The sequence below is a fragment of the Blastococcus sp. SYSU D00813 genome (genome assembly GCF_054050735.1).
The window spans coordinates 1-19,616 of sequence record NZ_JBJGZX010000021.1 but is presented as its reverse complement, the minus strand read 5'-3'; the positions used below and the strand labels follow the sequence as shown (position 1 = coordinate 19,616).

Here is a 19,616-nt window from a genome sequence, read left to right as displayed (position 1 = left end):
TGCCGGTCTCGGTCCGGCCTCAGCGCCGGGGCCGGGCCCGGTTCGTGGGGGAGGCCGTCGCGGGGTCCTCGGGCCAGGGGTGGCGGGGATAGCGGCCGCGGAGCTCGCTGCGGACGGCGGGGTAGCCGGTGACCCAGAAGCCGGCGAGGTCGGTCGTGGTGGCGACGACCCGCTGCGCGGGGGAGAGCAACTGCAGCCGCAGCGGCCGTCCGGCGACCAGCGGCGTCCGCGCCCACCCGAAGACCTCCTGCACCCGCACCGACAGCGTGGGGACCGCCGGGTCGTCGTAGTCGACCCGGATCCGGGAGCCGGTCGGGACGGTCACGGTGTCGGGCACGACGGCGTCGAGGTCGCCGGACACCTGCCAGGGCACCAGCGCCCGCAGCGCCGCGACGACGTCGACACGGGCCAGGTCGGCGCGGCTACGGGCCCCGGAGACGTCGATGGCGGCGAGCAGGTCCCGGTCGCCCACGGCCGGCCACGGCGCCCCGAGGCCGGCGTGCGCCGCGGCCAGGCGCTCGCGCAGCCGGCGGGCGGCCGGGGTCCAGCTGAGCAGCCCGAGGCCCTCGGTGCGCAGGCCCTCGGCCACCGCGGCCGCCACCGCGGCGGGATCGGCGTCGCGCAGCGGGCGCTCGGCCAGCACCACGGCGCCCAGCCGCTCGACGCGCGCGCCGTGCACCGTCCCGTCGCGCCAGGACACCTCGTCGCGCTCGACGTGCAGCGGCCCGCCGGCCTCCAGGGCGGTCGCCTCGTCGATCGCGACGGCCGCCCGCACCCGCGCGTCGCGCCGCCCGGGGGACCGGTCGGCGACGGCGATCGCCAGCCACGGCGCCCCGGTCAGCGCCGTGCCGTGGGCCAGCTCGGCGCCCGTCCCGGCGGCCATCAGGTAGGTCGAGGTGCTGCCCGGGCGCCGGCGGGCCAGCCGCTCGGGATGGGCCAGGCCCACGACCAGGCCGGCCGCGGTGTCGTCGGGGAGGCGCCCGCCGGGAGGAGGGCCGGCGTCGTCGACCGAGCGCTCGAGGCGGGCGACCTCGTCCCGCCAGCGCGCGGTGGCGCCCCGATCGGCGCCCGACCGCAGCGCCCGCCACGTCGCGACCAGGTCGTCGCCGCGGGAAGGCAGGTCCGCCGACAGCAGCGCGACCACCTCGGCCGCGCGGCGGCGGCCCACCGGCGCCGCGCCGTCGAGCAGCGCACGGGCCAGCCGCGGGTGCACGCCGACGGCTGTCAGGGCCCGCCCCCGGGGAGTCGCCCGGCCGTCGTCGTCCACGGCGCCGAGGGTCTGCAGCGTCCGCTCCGCGACGAGCAGCGCGGCCGGCGGCGGGGGGTCGAGCAGGGCGAGGCCCTCGCCGCCGGGCGCGCCCCAGCACGCCAGCTCCAGCAGGAAGGCGGTCAGGTCGGCGACGACCACCTCGGGCTCGTCGTGGGCGGGGAGCCGGTCGTGCTCGGCCGGGGTCCAGCAGCGGTAGACCGTCCCGGGCCCCTCCCGGCCGGCGCGGCCGCCGCGCTGGGTGACCGCCGCGCGGGAGGCCCGCACGGTGACCAGGGACCCGAGGCCACGCGCCAGGTCGGCCCGCGGTCCGCGGGCCAGGCCGGCGTCGACGACGACGCGGACACCGGGCACGGTGAGGCTGCTCTCCGCCAGCGCGGTGGCCAGCACCACACGGCGCCGGGGCCTGGCCCGCAGGGCGGCGTCCTGCGCGGCGGCCGGCAGCCGGCCGTGCAGGGCGAGCACGTCGGCGTCGACCCCGCCAAGCTGCCCGGCCACCGCGCCGATCTCGCCGGCGCCGGGCAGGAACACCAGCACGTCGCCGCTGCGCTCGGCCAGCGCCCGCCGGACCGTCGTCGCCACGTGGGCGAGCAGCCGCGGATCGACCCGCAGGCCGTGCGGCGGGTCGACGGGGCCCTCCGGCGGCGCCCAGACCACGTCCACGTCGTGGAGGGCCCCGTGCGCCTCCACCACCGGGGCGGGGCCGGCGTCCCCGCCCAGGAGGGCGGCCAGCCGGCCGGCCTGGGTGGTGGCCGACATGGCGAGCAGCTGCAGGTCCGGGCGCAGCGCGCCGCGGACGTCGAGCGCGAGGGCCAGGGCCAGGTCGGTGTCCAGGTGCCGCTCGTGGCACTCGTCGAGGACCACGGCGTCGACCCCGGCCAGTTCCGGGTCGGCCTGCAGGCGGCGGACGAGCAGGCCGGTGGTGACGACCTCCACCCGGGTGGCGGCGCCGCGCCGGCTGTCGCCGCGGACGCTGTAGCCGACCCGCTGCCCGAGGGGCTCGCCCAGCAACGAGGCCATGCGCCGGGCGGCAGCCCGCGCGGCCACCCGGCGCGGCTCGGCGACCAGGACCCGCCCGGACGGGCCCCCGGCCAGCGCGAGGGGGACGAGCGTGGTCTTCCCGGTGCCGGGAGGAGCCACCAGGACGGCGGTGCCCCGCGCCGCGAGCGTGTCCGCCAGGGCCGGCAGCGCGGAGCGGACCGGCAGGTCGGTCCCGGGCGTCCCCGGCGGTGGCAGCACGCGACCAGTCTCGCCTGCGCCGGCCCGGTCGCCGCGCCGATGCAGGACTGCCTCACCGGCGCCGGGGTAGGCAGCCGGCATGACCGTCATCGGGTTCCACAACTCGCACGAGCAGGTGCACCCGCGCGATCTGCTGACCGCTGTCCGGCACGCGGAGGAGGTGGGCTTCACCGCGGCCATGTGTTCTGACCACCTGACGCCGTGGAACCCGCGGCAGGGGGAGTCCGGCTTCGCCTGGTCCTGGCTCGGCGCCGCCATGGCGACCACGAGCCTGCCGTTCGGCGCGGTCAACGCGCCCGGCCAGCGCTACCACCCCGTGATCATCGCCCAGGCGATCGCCACCCTCGGCGCGATGTTCCCCGGCCGGTTCTGGGTCGCCCTGGGCAGCGGCGAGGCGATGAACGAGCACGTCACCGGCGACCCGTGGCCCCGCAAGGAGCTGCGCGACGCCCGGCTGCGCGAGTGCGTCGACGTCATCCGCGCCCTGCTCGCCGGCGAGGAGGTGAGCCACGACGGCCTCGTCCGCGTCGACCGCGCCAAGGTCCACACCCTGGCCGACCCGCAGCCCGCCCTGATCTGCCCGGCGGTCAGCGTCGAGACCGCCCGCCGCGGCGCCGACTGGGCCGACGGCCTCGTCACGATCAACCAGCCGCACGACAAGCTGCGGGAGATGGTCGCCGCGTACCGGGACGCCGGCGGCCGCGGCAAGCTGGTCCTGCAGGTGCACGTCTCCTGGGACCCCGACCCGGACCGGGCGCTCGGCATCGCCCACGACCAGTGGCGCAGCAACGTCTTCCCGCCGCCGCTGTGCTGGGACCTCGACAGCCCCGAGGCCTTCGAGCAGGCCAGCGCCCACGTGACGCCGCAGGGGGTCACCGACGCCGTCCGGGTGTCGGCCGACCTCGACCAGCACGCCGCCTGGCTGTCGGAGTACGTCGACCTCGGGTTCGAGGAGATCTACGTGCACCACGTCGGCAAGGAGCAGACGGCGTTCCTGGACGCGTTCGGCCAGCACGTCCTCCCGCAGCTCGACGTCACCGCCCCGGCACCGGCCCGGGCGATCGACCCCGTCGGACCGGACGGCCCGTGGCGGCCGGAGCAGGAGCCGCTGCAGTCGTCGATGGCCTGAGCCGACGGCGGGGCGGCGCGCCGGGAGGCCCGCGTGCCGCCCCCTGGACGTCCCGGGCCGCGTCCGGCACCCTCCGGCGCCGTGCGCACCCGGTCCCTCGCCCCGAGCCTGCTGTTCGCGATCCTCGGGCTCTCCGCCTGCGCAGGGGACGCCGGCGGCGCCGAGGTCGCCTCCTCCGGCGCGTCGTCCTCGGGCGAGGGCGGGTACGAGCTCTCGGACGGCGACGTCGAGACGTGCACGGAGTTCGTGGCGGGGGAGGACCGGGTCGTCGAGTTCCTGACGACGGTGGAGGCGACCGGCTCGATCTACGACGACCCGGACGGCCAGGCCCCCCTGGCCACCCTGGCCGACCGCGCGCAGCCCTACCTCGACGTCGCCGAGCACGCCGACCTGGTCCTGCCGCTGGAGCGCCTGGTCACCCTCGACGGCGAGGCGCGTCAGGCGATCGTGTCCGGGCAGCTCGACCCGGGACCGCACCTGAACGCCCTGCGGTACGCCGCCACCCTGTGCGAGTACGGCGGGACCGACATCGACTGGCACGGCTGACCCGGCTGGCGGACCCGGCGGTTCCCGGCCAGGGTCGGACGACACCCGAGCCGAGGGAGCCGCATGCGCATCACCGACACGTCCGACCTGTGGTGGAAGACGGCCGTCGTCTACTGCCTCGACGTCGAGACGTACATGGACTGGAACGGCGACGGCTGCGGCGACTTCGCCGGCCTGGCCCAGCGCATCGACCACCTCGCCGACCTCGGCGTCACCTGCCTGTGGCTGATGCCCTTCTACCCGACGGCCGAGCGGGACGACGGCTACGACATCACCGACTTCTACGGCGTCGACCCGCGGCTGGGCACCCACGGCGACCTGGTCGAGTTCGTCCGGACGGCCAACGACCGCGGCATGCGGGTGATCGTCGACCTGGTCGTCAACCACACCTCGGCCGAGCACCCGTGGTTCCAGCAGGCGCGCAGGAGCAAGGACTCGCCCTTCCACGACTTCTACGTCTGGCGCGACGACGAACCGCCGGACACCTCCGACCAGGTCGTCTTCCCCGACCAGGAGGACAGCATCTGGACGTTCAACGAGCCGACGGGGGAGTGGTACCTGCACAAGTTCTACAAGGAGCAGCCCGACCTCAACGTCGCGAACCCGCTGGTCCGTGACGAGATCGCCAAGGTCATGGGCTTCTGGCTGCAGCTCGGCCTGGACGGCTTCCGGGTGGACGCCGTCCCGTTCCTGCTGGAGACCTCGGGCATCGACGAGCAGGAGGTCGAGGACTTCCGGGACCCGCACCAGTACCTGCGCGCCCTCCGCTCCCTGATCAGCCGCCGTGCCGAGGCCGCCGTCCTGCTCGGCGAGGTCAACCTGCCGCACGAGCAGCAGCAGCAGTTCTTCGGCGGGGTCGACGGCGACGAGCTGACCATGCAGTTCGACTTCATCGCGATGCAGGCGATGTACCTGTCCCTGGCCCGCTGCGACGCCGCTCCGCTGGTCGACGCGCTCACCTCCCGCCCGCAGGTCTCCCCGGACAACCAGTGGGGGATGTTCGTCCGCAACCACGACGAGCTCACCCTGGACAAGCTGAGCGAGGAGGAGCGCCAGGAGGTCTTCGCGGCCTTCGGTCCCGAGGAGCGGATGCAGGTCTACGGCCGCGGGCTGACCCGCCGGCTGCCCCCGATGCTGTCCGGCGACCCCCGCCGGGTGCGCATGGTCTACAGCCTGATGTTCACCCTGCCCGGGACGCCGGTGCTGTTCTACGGCGAGGAGATCGGCATGGGGGAGAACCTGGCCGCCGAGGGGCGCCTCGCCGTGCGCACCCCGATGCAGTGGACGGCGGGCCGCAACGGGGGCTTCTCGACCGCCGCGGCCGGCGAGCTGCCCGGGCCGGTGGTGGACGGCGGGTTCTCGCCGGAGTTCGTCAACGTGGCCGACCAGCGGCGCGACCCCGACTCGCTGCTGTCGTTCATGAAGCTGCTGATCCGCCGCTACCGGGAGTCGCCGGAACTGGGCTGGGGCACCTACGAGGTGCTCGGTCAGCCCCACCCGGAGGTGCTGGCGAGCATGTCGACGTGGGACGACGGCACGCTGGTCGCCCTCCACAACCTCGGCGCCGAGCCGCGCACGGTGCCGCTGGTGCTCTCCGGCTGCGACTCCACCCACCGCCTGGAGGACCTGCTGGTGACGCAGTCGACGGCGATCGCCGACGACGGCTCCGTCGAGCTCACCCTCGACGGCTACGGGTACCGCTGGCTGCGGGTGGTCGCCCAGGAGAGCCGGCGCCTGCTCTGACCGGGCGGCCGTGACCGGCGCCGGCCGCTGACCGTGCTGAGGACGTAGACGCGCCCGTCCCGGGCCCAGATCTGCTGGCTGCACGCGGGCGTGCCGGCCAGCGCCTCCTCGACCGCCGGACCGGCGACGGCCACGGGGTCGGTGCTGGTGTGCACGCGCTCCGGTCCGCCGGCCAGTCCGGTGCCCGCGCACTTCAGGGCCGCCTCCTTGAGCGTCCAGGCGCGCAGGAACAGCGCCGTCCGCTCGGCGGGCGCGGCCGCGCGCAGCCGCTCCCGCTCGGCGGGGGTGAGCGCCGTCTCGAGCACGCGCTGCCCGTCGAGCTGCTCCAGGTCCACCCCGACCGCGCGCGCGTGCGCCACCGCGGCGACCACCAGCCCGTCGGCGTGGGCGAGGCTGACCTCCGGCCCGCCGGGCACCACCGGCCGGCCGGCGGCCGTCCGCTCGATCCGCCACTCGTGCGGCGCCCGTGCCGGGGCCTCGGCGCTCAGCAGCAGCCGCAGCAGGGCGCGGCCGGCGACGTAGGCGTCGCGCCGCCCCGGGGCGGTCATCGCCTCGGCGGCGGCCCGCTCCTCGGCGCTGAGCAGCGCCACGAGCTCCGGCCACCGCCGCCGGCAGGCGGCGACCGCGGCCGCTTCCAGCCGCACGCCGTCGGCGGAGGACGGCGGTCGCGGGACCTCGGCGCGCACCGCGTCGAGCAGCTCGCGCACGGGGGTCGCCGCCGGCACCGGCCGCGCCGGGTTGCCGGCCCAGTGCTCGCCGGCGGCCACCGACTCGCCCTTCATCAGGAACGAGTCGGGGCCGACGACGGCGTCCGCCCCCACGGTGACGCCGTAGTGGACGAAGGCCCCCGTGCCGAGCGTGGCCCGGTCCCCGAGGACGACGTGCCCGGACTTGAAGACGCCGTCCTCCAGCGAGTGCCCCTGCACGGTGACGCCCTCACCCAGCGTGCAGTCGTCGCCGACGGTCACGAACATCCGCTCGGTCATCCAGCACCCGTCGTCGAGCACCCGCCGGCCCATCCGGACGCCCAGCGCCCGCCAGAGGAGGCTCTTCACCGGCGTCCCGTCGAACACCTCGACGTAGACGGCCGCCGGCACCTTCCAGTACCGCTCGTGCCGCCAGAAGTCGCGGTCGTAGATGGAGCAGGTCAGCGGCCGCAGGCGCGGGACCAGGCGGTCGACCAGCAGGAACCAGCCGGTCGTGAGCGCCAGCATCCCCACCAGGCCGGCGCTGACGACGAGCGGCCCCCACCGGCCGTGGGAGTCGATGGTCAGCACCGCGACCAGCGTCATGGCGACGACGTGGACCCAGCGGACCGCCAGGTAGAGCAGGGCCGTGACCAGGTTGTGCCGGTTCTTCGCGTGCAGGGCCTGCCGCCGCGTCGCCGGGTCCTCGAACCGCGGGTCGGCGCGGTCGCGCGCCACCGACCGGGGGATCTCGAACGGCGGCGAGCCCAGCAGGCCGACGCCGCCGTGCACCGGCCCCTCGACCGGCACGTGGACCTTGGTGGCCAGCAGGACGTCGTCCCCGGTGCGCCCGCCGGCGGGGTAGGCCACGTTGTTGCCGAGGAAGTTGCGGGCGCCGACGGCGGCCCGGCGGACCCGGAACGACGTGCCCGAGAAGTCGGCGTTCAGCATCGACAGCCCGTCGGAGACCATCGTCCCGGTGCCGACCGTGCTCGAGCCAGGCACCTCCGCCTGCACGGCCATGCCGAAGTTGGACCCGGTCTGCTCCAGCCGGGAGAGGTCCCAGCCGAGCGCCCGCAGCCAGTGCGGGATCGCCGAGCTGTCGCCGAACAGGTAGGTGTGCGAGCGGAGGTTGCCGAAGCGGGCGGCCGCGCGCTGCACCGACCACCGCCAGCCGTACAGCCGAAACACCCGGTCCTCGGGCAGGGCCACGGTGGCGAGCCGGGACACCGCGACGGCGCCGGCCATCCCGACCAGCAGCGCGCCCCAGAACAGCACGGAGGCCAGCAGCGCGTGCTCGCCCCAGAACAGCGGGTCGGCGGGCGAGTGCCGCCCCAGCTCGTCGAACTCCGGCAGCACCAGGCCCGCGGCGGCGAGCAGCAGCGGCGCCCACACCAGGACGACGGCGGCCAGCTGGAGGAGCCCGTAGACCAGCCGGCGCGCCGGTCCGCAGCGCGCCGGCTCCGGGACGGCCGGCCCGGGCGCGGCCGGCTCGGCGGGCGACCCCAGCCAGCGCTCCCCGGCCGGGACCACCTGCCCGGCGTGCAGCGACGAGGCGTGCGCGAGCTCCGCGCCGTCGCCGATGGCGGTGTCCACGTCGAGGACGGTCATCTCGCCGACGACGGCGTCCCGACCGATCGACACCGCACCGGTCTCCACGAGGCCGCCGACGATCCGGTAGCCGTTGAGGAAGCTGTCCTTGCGCACCACCGCCCCCGCGCCGACGGTCAGCAGGTCGGTGCACACGGGCACGTGCGCGGTGAGGACCAGCGCCCCGCGCCCGACCCGCGCGCCCAGCGCCCGCAGGTGCAGCACGGCCAGCGGCGAGCCGGCGAACAGCGCCAGCGGGCTGCCGCGCACCAGCGTCTTGACCACCCACAGCCGCAGGTAGCGCAGGCCCCACACCGGGAAACGCTCCCCGGCGCGCCAGCGGCCGACCAGCAGCCACTTGGCGGCGACGGGCAGCAGGCAGGCGCCCAGGAACGTCGCGCCGCCGAAGACCGCGGCCCGCGCATAGGTGTCCAGGACGCCGTCGGCGGTGCTGATCCACTCGTGCCCGGCGACGACCACGACGGCCACGGCGTAGGTGTAGGCCAGGAACACCAGCGCCTGCGCCGCTCCGCAGAGGACGTGCCGGTGGCGGGCGGCCGGGACCGGCGGCACCGGGGCGCTGCCGGCGGCGGGCGCGGGAGCCCGCCCGGCGAGGGCCGCGGCCAGGTCGCGCACCGTGGGGTGCTGGTAGACGTCCTTGACCGCCACCGCGGGCAGGTCCGGGCGCTCGCGCACCCGCGCGCAGACGGTGGCCAGCAGCAGCGAGTCGGCGCCGAGGTCGTCGAGCAGGTGGCTGGTCACCGACACAAGGCCGGTCCCCAGCACGGCGCCGACCACGTCGGCCAGCTCCCGCTCCAGGCCGGTCGCCGGCGGGTCGTAGGGGGCCGTGGCGGCCAGGAGCCGGGGGCCCCGCGGCGGCGGCAGCGCCTTCCGGTCGGCCTTGTCGCTGCTGGTCATCGGGATGACCGGCAGCTCCTCGAGGTGGGCCGGGACCATGTACGCCGGCAGCCGGTCCCGCAGGTGGGCGTACACCGCGGCGCGGTCCAGCGGGCCGGTGTCGGGGCGGCGTGCCACGTAGGCGACCAGCTCCGTGCCCGCGGGACCCTCGTGCGGCGCCACGACCGCCTGCGCGACCCCCGGTACCTGGAGCAGCACCGACTCGATCTCCGGCAGCTCGATCCGGTAGCCGCGGATCTTCACCTGCAGGTCGATCCGGCCGTGGTACTCGACCTCGCCGTCGACGACCCGGACCAGGTCGCCGGTGCGGTACACCAGCCCGCCCGGGTTGCCCGGCAGGCCGACGGGGTCCGGCACGAACGCCCGCGCGGTCAGGTCGGGACGGCCCAGGTAGCCCCGGGCCAGCCCCGTCCCGCCGACCACGAGCTCGCCGAGGACGCCGGGCGGCAGCGGCGCGTCGCCCTCCGGGTCCAGCACGGCGACGGCGTAACCCGGCAGGGGCCGGCCCAGCGTCACGGGCCGGTCCGGCGCGACCGTCGTCCACGTGGCCGTCACGGTCGTCTCGGTCGGCCCGTAGACGTTGAGGAACCGGCGCCCCGGCCGGTGCCAGCGGGTGACCAGGTCCTGCGGGCACGCCTCGCCGGAGACCAGCAGGAACCGCAGGGCGGGCAGGTCGGCGGGCACCGTGGCCAGCAGTGTCGGCACGCAGCACAGCGCGGTCACCCCGCGCTCGGTGAGGAAATCGTGCAGCTCCGCACCGAGCAGCTGGCCGCCCGGCGGGCGGGGGACCAGCGTCGCGCCGGTCGCCCAGGCCACCCAGATCTCCTCCACCGAGAAGTCGAAGGCCAGCGTGAGCCCCTGGTACACGCGGTCGTCGGGACGGACGCCGTACAGCTCCGCCGCCACCCGCACGAAGTGGCAGATCGACGAGTGCGCGACCGCCACGCCCTTGGGGCGGCCGGTCGTCCCGGAGGTGTAGACGACGTAGCAGAGCGGGTCGTCCGGGGCGGCGGGGTCGGGGGAGGGGCGGCCGGGGTCCTCGGCGGCGAGGGCGGCGGCCGAGGCGTCCAGGTCCAGCACCGGCACAGAGGCGTCGCCCAGCCGCGCCCGAGCCCCCGCCGTCGTCACCACGAGGTCGACCGCGGCGTCGGCGAGGACGTACGCGATCCGGTCGGCGGGGAACGCGACGTCGAGCGGCACGTAGGCCGCGCCGGCCTTGAGCGCGCCGAGCAGCGCCGTGTAGGCCGCCACCGGGTCGTCGGCGAGCAGCGCGACCCGCGCCCCCGTCCCGATCCCGCGCCGCCGCAGGTGGTGCGCCAGCCGGTTCGCGCGCGCCTCGAGCTCGCCGTAGGTCAGCGTGAGCTCCCCGGTGTCGACCGCGAGCGCGCCGGCCCGGCCCGCGGCGGCCAGCGCGTCGCAGCGCTGCTCGAAGACCTGCTCGAGCCGCTGCCGGGGCGCCCAGCGCACCCCGGCCGGACCGAGGTCCCCGACGAGCACGGCGGGACCGGTCGCCGTGCCGGGGGAGCGGGTGTCCACGCCGCCGTCCCGCGGTCAGCGGGCCTGCGGCAGGGACCTCCGGCCACGGCTCGGCACCGTGTCCGTGACGGCGCCGACCAGGATCTCGCAGGCGGTGGCGACGACGTCGGCGGTCACGTTCAGCGGCGGCAGCATCCGCACCACGCAGTCCTCGCGGCCGCCGCACTCGAGGATCAGCCCCCGGCGCAGCGCCCGGGCCTGCACGGCGCGGGCGAGCCCCCCGGCCGGCGCACCGGTCACCGGGTCGGCGAGCTCGACGCCCCACATCAGCCCGGCGCCGCGGACCTCGCGCACCTCCGGCAGGTCGAGCAGCGGGGCCAGCAGCTCGGCGATCTGGGCGCCGCGGGCCCGCACGTTGGCCAGGACGTCGTCCCGCCGCACGATCCGCACCGCCTCGGTGCCGGCGGCGAAGGCGAGCTGGTTGCCGCGGAAGGTGCCGGTGTGGGCGCCGGGGGCCCAGGTGTCGAGCCGCTCGTCGTACAGGATGACCGCGACCGGCTGGCCGATGCCGCTGAGCGCCTTGGACGCGACGATCACGTCGGGCTCGATGTCGTACTGCTCGAACGCGTACCAGGTCCCGGTGCGGCCGCAGCCGGTCTGCACCTCGTCGACGACCAGCGGGACGTCGAGCTCGCGGGTCAGCGCCCGCACCCGCCGGACGAAGTCCCGCGTGGCGGGCACGACGCCGCCCTCGCCCTGCACCAGCTCGAGGATCACCGCGGCCGGGCGGGTCACCCCGCCGTTGCTGTCGGTCAGCGTGCGCTCCAGGTAGGTCGCGCAGTTGGTCGCGCACCGGTCCGACTCCAGGCCCAGCGCACACCGGCCGCAGTAGGAGAAGGGGAAGAAGTGCACGCCGGGCACCCCGTTGGGCACCGGGCTCTTCTGGCCGACCAGCCCGGTCACCGCCATCGCCGCGTGGCTGCTGCCGTGGAAGCCGCCGGAGAACGAGACGACCTCGCCGCGGCCGGTCGCCGTCTTGCACAGCTTGAGGGCCGCGTCGACCGCGTTCGCCCCCGTGGGACCGCAGAAGTGGACCCGCATCCGGTCCCGCAGCCCGGCCGGGAGCATCGACAGCTGGGCCTGGACGAAGGCGTCCTTGGCCGGGGTCGGGAAGTCCAGGCCGTGCGTGTGCCGGGTCAGCTGCTCGGCCACGACGCGGACCAGCTCAGGGTGGTTGTGGCCGAGCGAGAGCACCCCGGCGCCGGCGAGGAAGTCGATGAAGACGTTGCCGTCGACGTCCCGCACGAAGCTGCCCGCGGCCTCGGCGATCGCGACGGGCAGGTGCCGCGGGTAGGTGCGGGCGTTGGACTCCCACCGCTCCTGGCGGGCCAGGTACTCGCGGGACCGCGGGCCGGGCAGGTCCCCGGTGACGCGGGGCCGGGCGGAGGCCAGGTCGGCGGCCGGCTCGGGGGTGGAGTCACGAGCCCGGTCCGGGGCCGGCTCGGGTGCGCCCGGTGCGCTCGCGGGGACCTCCCGCGTGCGGCTGCGCGCCTGATCGGCGCGCGAGCGGGCGCGGGTGGTGCGGGAGGAGGTGGACGTCGCTGCCATGAGGTCGATCCCGTCTGCCGGGGGAGACGGCCTCCCCCGGCCGTGCTCCCATGTCCCTCCCCACGGATCCCCCGCGGAGGCGGTTCACGGCCGACGCCCGGAAAGGCCGGAACATTTCCGGAACAGCTCGGGTCGTCACGCTGCGCCCGTGATCGGTGGCGCACCGGCTGCGGAGACGCCTTGTCGGTGAGTCACCTCGTCGACACGGTGAGGTGGCGACACGGCGAGATGTCGACACACGGGGCCCAGCTCCCGGTGTCGTCGGTGGCCGGGCCTAGCGTCGCCGTCGATGTCCGAGCCGACCGCACCCCCCGCCCCGTCCCAGCCGACCGGCCCCATCCCGCCGTACTTCGGGCCCATGGGCCGCACGGCGCAGGAGACCCCGCAGCCGCGCCCGGCCGACGGCGCGCCGGCCGGTCCCGAGGCCCCCACCGCCGAGGCCCGGCTGCCGCAGGCCGAGCCGGACCCGGCTGCCACCGCCGCCGGTGCCACCGCCGCCGGGCAGGCGGCCGACGAGCCGCCGACGCTCGTGGGGCCGGCCGTGCCGGGGCCCGGCGCCGAGCCGGCCGGCGGGCCCGTGGCGGCGTGGGCGCTGACCGACGACGACCGCGGGCCGGGGCCCGACGCCCCGCCGCCCCCGCCGGGCACCTTCCCGACCACACCGGTGTCGAGCCGGCCGACCGTCCGCGCCCGCCGCCGCGACCCGCTCACCCGCATGGGCCCCTGGGCGCCGGCCGCCGGCGCGCTGCTCGGCCTGGTCGCCGGCCTGGTCGTCGTCCTGCTCCTCGCCGGGCGGGCCGACGCCTTCAGCGAGGGCCTGGCGCTGGTCTTCCTCGTCGTCGGCCTGACGATGCTCGGCGCGGCCGGTGCGCTGCTGGCCGACGAGGTGCGGCTGGTCCGCCGCGGTGCGCGGGAGGCCGCCGTCCGCCCGGCGTGGGTGGAGGCGACCGCGAACCTGCTCAACGGCCTCACCCCGGCCCGGCTGCTGCTGGCTTCCAGCGCGTTCGTGCTGTTCCTGGCCGCCTACGTCGGGCGCTGAGGCGGGCCGGACGCCGTCACTCCCGCAGCGTCGCGGGGTCCAGGCGCCCGGCCACCAGGTCGGCGGCGACGTCGTCGACGACCCGGCCGGTCGCGAAGGCGTGCGCCCGCAGCACCGCCAGCGCGGCGACCACGTCGACGCGCAGCGCGACGCTGACCATCCCGGTCGCCTGCCACACCCCGGCGCGCAGCCGGGCGTCGGGCGAGTCCCACCACCGCGGCCCGCCGTCCTCGCTCTCGCTGGCGCGCACCAGCTCCTCGGTGAGGCAGTCGACCACGGCCTCGACCTCGTCGCGCGGCACCCGGGTCATCCGCTCGGGGTCGCCGGCGTAGAGGTCGAGGACGACCGTCGGGCCCAGCGGCGGGGCCAGCGGGAGGGACAGGACGGCCTGGAAGGGGGTCTCGCCGACGAGGGAGGCGTGCAGCTCGGGCCAGTTGCGCCGGATGTCCTCGAGGTCGAACGCGATGGCCCGGCCGGTGTCGTGGGCGCGCAGGCAGGGCCCGTCGCCGTGGGTGAACTGCAGCCGCTCGGCCAGCGCGGTCCGCGGGTCGCTGGCCCCGACCGGCGTCCGCAGGCCGGCGCCCTCGTGGATGCTCAGGCCGGCCCCGTCGACCGGCAGTGCCCGGGCGGCGGCCCAGGCCAGGCGGCTGGGGAGCAGCTCGGGTCCGTCGAGGCCGTCGGGCACCTGCGTCTGCAGGGCGTCGAGGAACCGCTTCTCGGGGTCTGCCGTGTCCACTGCCTCTCCTTCCGCCGGACCGCACGACAGCCTGCCGTTCCGGACCCGGCCGCACCAGTCAGCCGAAGGCCTCGACACCCAGGTAGACGGCCAGGCCGAGCCCGGCCAGGGCGATGACCCGGCGCAGCACGGCCGGCGGGCTGCGGCGCACGATCCGGGGCCCGAGCAGGCCGCCGAGGAACAGGCCGGCGGCCAGCGGGAGGGCTGCCGACCAGGCGACGTCGGTGAGCACGACGTAGCCCACGGCCGCCACGGCGTTGGCAACGCCGAGGATCGCGTTCTTCAACGCGTTGCTGCGCGGTACGCCGTCCCCGGTGGCCAGCAGCAGCGTGGCCAGCAGCAGCACTCCCGCGGCGGCGCCGAAGTAGCCGCCGTAGATGCCGATGCCGAAGACGGCGGCCGGCAGCCAGCGGGGGTCGCCGGGGTGCCCGGCGTGCGCGGCGGCGCCCTCGGCGGCCAGCTCGCGCGGCGGCCGCTGCACCAGGATCGCCACCGCCGCCAGGGCGATGAGGAACGGGACGATCTTCTCGAAGGCGTCCGAGGGGGTCGACAGCAGCAGCGCGGCGCCGGCCGCCCCGCCCAGCACCGCCGCGCCGAGCAGGGGCAGCAGCCGGCGGCCCTGCCCGCGCAGCTCCGGCCGGGAGGCGCTCACCGAGCCGACGCTGTTGAGCACGAGGGCCACCGTGTTCGTCACGTTGGCCGTGACCGGCGGGATGCCGGTGGCCAGCAGCGCCGGGTAGCTGACCAGCGAGGCCAGTCCGGCGATGCTCCCGCTCAGCCCGCCGCCGACGCCGGCGGCCACGAGGAAGGCGATCTCCAGCACGCTCATCGGCTCAGCAGCACCCCGATCGCCACGCAGCCGAGGACGACGATCGCCGTCCGCAGCACCCCGGCCGGCAGCCGCCGGCCGAAGCGCCCGCCCAGGTAGCCACCGACGACCGAGCCCGCGGCGACGAGCCCGGCCGCGGCCCAGTCGACCCGGTCGGTCGCGACGACGATGTAGGCGAGCGCGGCAACCGCGTTCACCGTCGAGGTCAGCACGTTCTTGATCGCGTTCAGCCGCTGCAGCGAGTCCGGCAGCAGCAGGCCGAAGACCCCGATCTGCAGGATGCCCTGGCTGGCCGAGAAGTAGCCGCCGTACGTGCCGGTGGCGTACGCGCCGGCGACCAGGCCGGTCAGCCGGCCCGGGCCCAGCCGCGCCGGGGCGGTCGTGCCGGCCGCGGCGCGGCGGCGGGCCAGGGCGCGCTGCAGCAGCGGCTGCACGGCCACGAGGACGACGGCGAGCCCGACCAGCACCGGCACGATCGCCTCGAACGCCGCGGCCGGCAGGTGCAGCAGCAGGAAGGCGCCGGTCAGCGCGCCGAGCACCGAGGCGGGGACGAGGGTGAGCAGCAGCCGGCGCTGCCCCGACAGCTCGCGCCGGTAGCCGATCGCGCCGGCCACGTTGCCCGGCACCAGGCCCAGGCTGTTGGTGACCGTCGCGGTCACCGGCGGCAGGCCGACGGCCAGCAGCACGGGGAAGGTCACGAGCGTGCCGGAGCCGACGACGGCGTTGATGCCGCCGGCCGCGAGCCCGGCCGCGGCGACCGCCACCATCTCCCCGGGCCCCACGCCGCCACGGTGTCACAGCGTCCCGGGTGACCCCGCACACGCCGCCTAGTCGCGACGGCCGGCCTCCACCACCCGGAGCACCAGGGAGCCCTCCTCGTCGGAGGCGGCCAGGTCGACCTCGGCGTCGATGCCCCAGTCGTGGTCGCCGGCGGGGTCGTCGACGATCTGCCGCACCCGCCACAGGCCCGGGGTCTCCTTGTCCCAGACCAGCAGCGCCGGCCCCCGCGCGTCGGCGCCGGTGTTCACCTCGGCGTGGTCGGCGAAGTAGGCCTGCACGACCTCGCCCCACCGCTCGGCGTCCCAGCCGGAGCCGCCGTCGAGCTCGCCGAGGTCGTACCAGCGCCGACGGGCCCACAGCTGCACCCGGTGGAACAGCGCGTTCCGGACCATCGCGGTGAACGCCCGCTCGTTGCCGGTGAGCGGCCGCGGCCGCGCCGGCACGGCGACCGGCTGGTCCAGCGGCTGGTCGGGGTCGGTCAGGGCCTCCCACTCGTCCAGCAGCGAGGAGTCGACCTGGCGCACCAGCTCGCCGAGCCACTCGACGAGGTCGGTGACCTCCTCGGTGCGCGCGGCCGCCGGCACCCCGGAGCGCAGCGCCTTGAAGGCGTCGGAGAGGTAGCGCAGCACCGCGCCCTCCGACCGGGTCAGCCCGTAGGTGTTCACCAGCTCCCGGAAGGTCATCGCCCGCTCCCACATGTCGCGGACGACGGACTTGGGCGAGGGGTGCGCGTCCCGCGCCCACGGGTTGGTGCGGGTGTAGACCTCGAACGCGTGCTCCAGGAGCTCCGCGAGCGGCTTGGGGTAGCTGATCTCCTCGAGGAGCTCCATCCGCTCCTCGTACTCGATGCCCTCGGCCTTCATCTGCGCGACGGCCTCGCCCTTGGCCTTGTTCAGCTGCGCGGCCAGGACCTGCCGCGGGTCGTCGAGGGTGGCCTCGAGGACGCTGACGACGTCGAGGGCGTAGGTGTCGGACTCCGGGTCCAGCAGCTCGATCGCCGCGAGCGCGAAGGTCGACAGCGGTGAGTTGAGCGCGAAGTCCGGCGGCAGGTCGACGGTGAGGTCGTAGCGCCGTCCGTCCGGCTCGGGCTCCGGGAGCCGCTCGAGCACGCCGGCCTGCAGCAGCGAGCGGGCGATGCCGATCGCCTCGCGGATCAGCCGCAGCTGGCGCTTGCGCGGCTCGTGGTTGTCGGTGAGCAACCGGCGCATCGCGGCGAACGGGTCGCCGGGGCGGTCGACGACGTCGAGCACCATCGCCGTCGTCACCCGCATGTGGCTGGCCAGCGGCTCGGGGTCGGCGGCGACCAGCCGGTCCATCGTGGCCTGCGACCACGGGACCATCCCCTCCGGCGCCTTCTTGCGCACCAGCTTGCGGCGCTTCTTCGGGTCGTCGGACACCTTGGCGAACTGCTTGAGGTTCTCGACCTCGTGCTCGGGCGCCTGCACGACCACGGTGCCGGCGGTGTCGTACCCGGCCCGCCCGGCGCGGCCGGCGATCTGGTGGAACTCGCGGGCGTTGAGCAGCCGCATGCGGGTGCCGTCGTACTTGCTGAGCGCGGAGAAGACGACCGTGCGGATCGGCACGTTGATGCCGACGCCGAGGGTGTCGGTGCCGCAGATGACCTTGAGCAGCCCGGCCTGGGCCAGCTGCTCCACCAGCCGCCGGTACTTGGGCAGCATCCCGGCGTGGTGGACGCCGATGCCGTGGCGGACCAGCCGCGAGAGCGTCGTCCCGAAGGCCGAGGTGAACCGGAAGCCGCCGATCATCTCGGCGATCGCGGCCTTCTCCTCCTTGGTGGAGACGTTGACGCTCATCAGCGCCTGCGCCCGCTCCAGCGCCGAGGCCTGGGTGAAGTGGACGACGTAGACCGGCGCCTGCCGGGTGTCCAGCAGCTCCTGGATCGTCTCGTGCATCGGCGTGGTCGCGTAGTAGTGGTGCAGCGGCACCGGGCGCTGTGCGCTGGCCACCAGGGCGGTCGGCCGGCCGGTGCGGCGGGAGATGTCCGCGCGCAGGTCGGTGGTGTCGCCGAGGGTGGCGCTCATCAGCAGGAACTGCGCCTTCGTCAGCTCCAGCAGGGGCACCTGCCAGGCCCAGCCGCGGTCGGGGTCGCCGTAGAAGTGGAACTCGTCCATGACGACGAGGGCGCCGTCGAGGCCGGGGGCGTCACCGCCCTCGCGCAGCGCGATGTTGGCCAGGATCTCGGCGGTGCACACGATGACCGGCGCGTCCCGGTTCACGGCCGCGTCGCCGGTGAGCATGCCGACGTTGGCCGCGCCGAACACGCCGCACAGGGCGAAGAACTTCTCGCTGACCAGCGCCTTGATCGGCGCCGTGTAGTAGCTCTGCCGGCCGGCGGCCAGCGCGGCGTACTGGGCGCCCGTGGCCACCAGGGACTTGCCGGAGCCGGTCGGCGTCGCGAGGACGACGTTCGCGCCGCTCAGCACCTCGATCAGCGCCTCCTCCTGCGCCGGGTAGAGCGTCGTCCCCCCGGCCTCGGCCCAGGCCGCGAAGGCGGTGAACAGCTCGTCGGGGTCGGCGCCGCGGGCCCGCAGCGACGACAGGTCGGCCGGGTCGTCGAGCAGGGGAGGGGCGGTGGTGGCGGTCATCGTGGGGAACAGCGTGCCCGACCCGCCGTCCCTTCCCGTGCAGCCACCCGGCTCCCCGCCTCGGGGACGACCTCCGTAACGACACGGTCACGAAATCTCCGGAGATGTGTGAGGTGAACCGACTAAGGTCAGAAGGTGAACAACAGGTGAACGAGAGGTGGCTCGGCGATGCGCGTTGAGGAACGACCGCTGGTCAGGTGGGTGCCCGTCGTCGACAAGGCGGGACACCGGCACATGGAGATGCGCTGGGAGCTGCCGGCGACGGTGGCGCAGCAGCAGGTGCAGCGCGCGGCCTGACCGCACGCACACGGGAACCGGCCGGGCGCCAGCCCGGCCGGTTCCGTGCGTTCCGGGGGGTTCCTGGGCCAGCGGCCGGGTAGGCGCGGGGGTGAGGCGGCGGGGGAGCAGCGCCCCGCGCCGGAGCCGCAGCCCGCAGGAGGAACACGTGTCGTCACCCCGCCCCGAGTCGCAGCCCGAGCAGCAGCAGACCCCGCCCGGGACGCTCGGCGAGATGGACCCCAAGCCCGACCACGGCGAGGAGAGCTACACCGGCTCCGGGAAGCTGACCGGCAAGGCCGCGGTCATCACCGGCGGCGACAGCGGCATCGGCCGCGCCGTGGCCATCGCGTTCGCACGCGAGGGCGCCGACGTCCTCATCTCCTACCTGTCCGAGCACGAGGACGCGCAGGACACCGCGAAGTACGTCGAGCAGGCCGGCCGCAAGTGCGTCCTGGTCCCCGGGGACATCTCCGACCGGGCGCACGCGAAGACGATCATCCCCAGGGCCGTCGAGGAGTTCGGCAAGGTCGACGTCCTGGTCAACAACGCGGCCTTCCAGATGACGCACGACACCCTGGAGGAGGTCCCGGACGAGGAGTGGGACCACACCCTCGCGACCAACCTCACCGCGATGTTCGTCCTCTGCAAGGACGTCATCCCGCACATGCCCTCGGGCGGGTCGATCATCAACTCGTCGTCGGTGAACTCCGACATGCCGAGCCCCAGCCTCGCCCCGTACGCGATGACGAAGGCGGGGATCGCCAACTTCACGGCGAGCCTGGCGCAGATGTACGCGGAGAAGGGCATCCGGGCCAACAGCGTCGCGCCGGGCCCGGTGTGGACGCCGCTGATCCCGTCGACGATGCCGCCGGAGAAGGTGGAGAGCTTCGGCCAGCAGGTGCCGATGGGCCGCGCCGGGCAGCCGGCCGAGCTCGCGCCGGTGTACGTGCTGCTGGCCAGCGACGAGGCGTCCTACGTCTCGGGTGCCCGCGTCGCGGTGACCGGCGGCAACCCGATCCTCTAGCCGTCGTCGGGGGGGGGGGGGGGGGGGGGGGGGGGGGGGGGGGGGGGGGGGGGGGGGGGGGGGGGGGGGGGGGGGGGGGGGGGGGGGGGGGCGGGCGGCCCCCCCCCCCCCCCCGGCGCGC

General features: G+C 75.9%; 13 protein-coding genes. 6 read left to right on the top strand and 7 right to left on the bottom strand.

The features are described 5' to 3' along the window. Positions 1 to 19: 19 nt before the first annotated feature. Positions 20 to 2,506: an ATP-dependent helicase HrpB gene (gene hrpB, locus ACI8AX_RS15000; RefSeq protein WP_456550633.1), complete on the bottom strand. Its 2,487-nt coding sequence runs from the start codon at positions 2,504 to 2,506 to the stop codon at positions 20 to 22. 79 nt (positions 2,507 to 2,585) lie between these two features. On the opposite strand from hrpB, the gene ACI8AX_RS14995 reads away from it, so the two are divergent. The 3 genes from ACI8AX_RS14995 to ACI8AX_RS14985 all read left to right on the top strand — a co-directional run bounded on the left by ACI8AX_RS14995 (position 2,586) and on the right by ACI8AX_RS14985 (position 5,924). Then, positions 2,586 to 3,635: a TIGR03885 family FMN-dependent LLM class oxidoreductase gene (locus ACI8AX_RS14995; protein ID WP_456550632.1), complete on the top strand. Its 1,050-nt coding sequence runs from the start codon at positions 2,586 to 2,588 to the stop codon at positions 3,633 to 3,635. An 81-nt stretch (positions 3,636 to 3,716) separates the two neighbouring features. Continuing rightward, positions 3,717 to 4,181, top strand: coding sequence for a hypothetical protein (locus tag ACI8AX_RS14990; protein WP_456550631.1), 465 nt, complete (start codon positions 3,717 to 3,719; stop codon positions 4,179 to 4,181). A gap of 63 nt (positions 4,182 to 4,244) precedes the next feature. Further along, entirely contained in the window at positions 4,245 to 5,924 is a 1,680-nt protein-coding gene (locus ACI8AX_RS14985; protein WP_456550630.1) for an alpha-amylase family protein, read from the top strand. Here the strand turns inward: ACI8AX_RS14985 and ACI8AX_RS14980 are convergent. Both ACI8AX_RS14980 and ACI8AX_RS14975 read right to left on the bottom strand, forming a co-directional pair. Next, on the bottom strand, positions 5,870 to 10,654 hold the full coding sequence (locus ACI8AX_RS14980; RefSeq protein ID WP_456550629.1) for a Pls/PosA family non-ribosomal peptide synthetase: 4,785 nt from the start codon (positions 10,652 to 10,654) through the stop codon (positions 5,870 to 5,872). The genes ACI8AX_RS14985 and ACI8AX_RS14980 overlap by 55 nt on opposite strands. Positions 10,655 to 10,669: 15 nt before the next feature. Next, positions 10,670 to 12,202, bottom strand: coding sequence for a diaminobutyrate--2-oxoglutarate transaminase family protein (locus ACI8AX_RS14975; protein ID WP_456550628.1), 1,533 nt, complete (start codon positions 12,200 to 12,202; stop codon positions 10,670 to 10,672). Positions 12,203 to 12,491: 289 nt separating this feature from the next. Here ACI8AX_RS14975 and ACI8AX_RS14970 point away from each other — a divergent pair, with 289 nt between their 5' ends. Further along, positions 12,492 to 13,241 carry a hypothetical protein gene (locus ACI8AX_RS14970; protein ID WP_456550627.1) on the top strand — a complete coding sequence of 250 codons (750 nt, stop codon included), beginning with the start codon at positions 12,492 to 12,494 and terminating at the stop codon, positions 13,239 to 13,241. A 16-nt stretch (positions 13,242 to 13,257) separates the two neighbouring features. On the opposite strand, the gene ACI8AX_RS14965 is transcribed toward ACI8AX_RS14970, so the two are convergent. The 4 genes from ACI8AX_RS14965 to ACI8AX_RS14950 are packed head-to-tail and all read right to left on the bottom strand — an operon-like array spanning position 13,258 to position 18,192. Continuing rightward, positions 13,258 to 13,977 (bottom strand): ANTAR domain-containing protein, encoded by a 720-nt coding sequence (locus tag ACI8AX_RS14965; protein WP_456550626.1) that lies wholly within the window; start codon positions 13,975 to 13,977, stop codon positions 13,258 to 13,260. A gap of 58 nt (positions 13,978 to 14,035) precedes the next feature. Further along, entirely contained in the window at positions 14,036 to 14,806 is a 771-nt protein-coding gene (locus tag ACI8AX_RS14960; protein ID WP_456550625.1) for a sulfite exporter TauE/SafE family protein, read from the bottom strand. Further along, complete coding sequence (locus tag ACI8AX_RS14955; protein ID WP_456550624.1) at positions 14,803 to 15,588, bottom strand: sulfite exporter TauE/SafE family protein; 786 nt, start codon at positions 15,586 to 15,588, stop codon at positions 14,803 to 14,805. The genes ACI8AX_RS14960 and ACI8AX_RS14955 overlap by 4 nt, the downstream gene beginning before the upstream one ends. A 45-nt stretch (positions 15,589 to 15,633) precedes the next feature. After that, positions 15,634 to 18,192, bottom strand: coding sequence for a DEAD/DEAH box helicase (locus ACI8AX_RS14950; protein ID WP_456550623.1), 2,559 nt, complete (start codon positions 18,190 to 18,192; stop codon positions 15,634 to 15,636). 168 nt (positions 18,193 to 18,360) lie between these two features. On the opposite strand from ACI8AX_RS14950, the gene ACI8AX_RS14945 reads away from it, so the two are divergent. Continuing rightward, on the top strand, positions 18,361 to 18,489 hold the full coding sequence (locus tag ACI8AX_RS14945; RefSeq protein ID WP_456550622.1) for a hypothetical protein: 129 nt from the start codon (positions 18,361 to 18,363) through the stop codon (positions 18,487 to 18,489). A gap of 148 nt (positions 18,490 to 18,637) precedes the next feature. Further along, positions 18,638 to 19,495 (top strand): SDR family oxidoreductase, encoded by an 858-nt coding sequence (locus tag ACI8AX_RS14940; protein WP_456550621.1) that lies wholly within the window; start codon positions 18,638 to 18,640, stop codon positions 19,493 to 19,495. The last annotated feature ends 121 nt before the right edge of the window (positions 19,496 to 19,616 follow it).

Bases quoted from the DNA above. Each gene is read 5' to 3' on its own strand.
- ACI8AX_RS14995 (WP_456550632.1), top strand. From the start codon at position 2,586: ATGACCGTCATCGGGTTCCACAACTCGCACGAGCAGGTGCACCCGCGC.
- ACI8AX_RS14985 (WP_456550630.1), top strand. From the start codon at position 4,245: ATGCGCATCACCGACACGTCCGACCTGTGGTGGAAGACGGCCGTCGTC.
- ACI8AX_RS14975 (WP_456550628.1), bottom strand. From the start codon at position 12,202: ATGGCAGCGACGTCCACCTCCTCCCGCACCACCCGCGCCCGCTCGCGC.
- ACI8AX_RS14970 (WP_456550627.1), top strand. From the start codon at position 12,492: ATGTCCGAGCCGACCGCACCCCCCGCCCCGTCCCAGCCGACCGGCCCC.
- ACI8AX_RS14960 (WP_456550625.1), bottom strand. From the start codon at position 14,806: ATGAGCGTGCTGGAGATCGCCTTCCTCGTGGCCGCCGGCGTCGGCGGC.
- ACI8AX_RS14950 (WP_456550623.1), bottom strand. From the start codon at position 18,192: ATGACCGCCACCACCGCCCCTCCCCTGCTCGACGACCCGGCCGACCTG.
- ACI8AX_RS14945 (WP_456550622.1), top strand. From the start codon at position 18,361: ATGCGCGTTGAGGAACGACCGCTGGTCAGGTGGGTGCCCGTCGTCGAC.